Genomic DNA, 631 nt, shown 5'->3' on the forward strand with positions numbered 1-631 from the left:
AAGCGGACAGTTTTTTGTTGATATATTAAAGAAGGGGGAGGTAAGGGCTGGTGTTAATAAAAACGGTGAGTCTGGGATAAAATGGATTAACTGTAAGATAGTAAAACCTTCATGATTTCCTCTACATTCAAATAAATCCCGCTGCGGCGGGNGGTGTTTAATGCCAGCGGCAATGGCGGTAATGGAAATCGACGAGGTATTGCTGGTCAGCAACGTCGACGGGGAGCAGATCTCCGCCAGCTGGCTGAACAGCGCCTGTTTGATCTCCAGACGCTCGGACGCGGCTGACCTGGGTAAAGCAACTTCAAGACCTAAATTTTCTGGGTATGTCATCGGCGATGACTGCTATGAGCAACGTGACAGACTAATTGAGGCTCTCAATAAGCCGGGGCCGGGGACCCTTATCCATCCAGCATATGGCGAGATGAGCGTTTGCGTCGATGGCGAAATTAACGTGAGTTCATCGAGCAGTGAAGGGCGCATGGTGCGCTTTGATCTTCGTTTCGTTGAGGCTGGTGAACTCACTTATCCGACATCAGGGGCCGCGACGGCCAACACGCTGGTTTCTTCCTGCTCTGCTCTTGATGACTGCATCATCGATAACTTCGACCAGTTTGGCATGGACGGAATG

2 pseudogenes are annotated in these 631 nt (G+C 50.5%); one reads left to right on the forward strand and one right to left on the reverse strand.

Annotated elements, in window-relative coordinates:
• Window positions 1–138: 138 nt before the first annotated feature.
• Window positions 139–285, reverse strand: a pseudogene (locus FDX22_RS29920) (3-hydroxyacyl-CoA dehydrogenase NAD-binding domain-containing protein); the annotation flags it as partial.
• A gap of 1 nt (window position 286) precedes the next feature.
• Between FDX22_RS29920 and FDX22_RS30775 the strand changes: the two are divergent.
• A pseudogene (locus tag FDX22_RS30775) lies at window positions 287–631 on the forward strand (DNA circularization N-terminal domain-containing protein); the annotation flags it as partial.

Source organism: Citrobacter sp. TBCS-14 (assembly GCF_005280805.1).
Taxonomy (GTDB): Bacteria; Pseudomonadota; Gammaproteobacteria; order Enterobacterales; family Enterobacteriaceae; genus Citrobacter; species Citrobacter gillenii.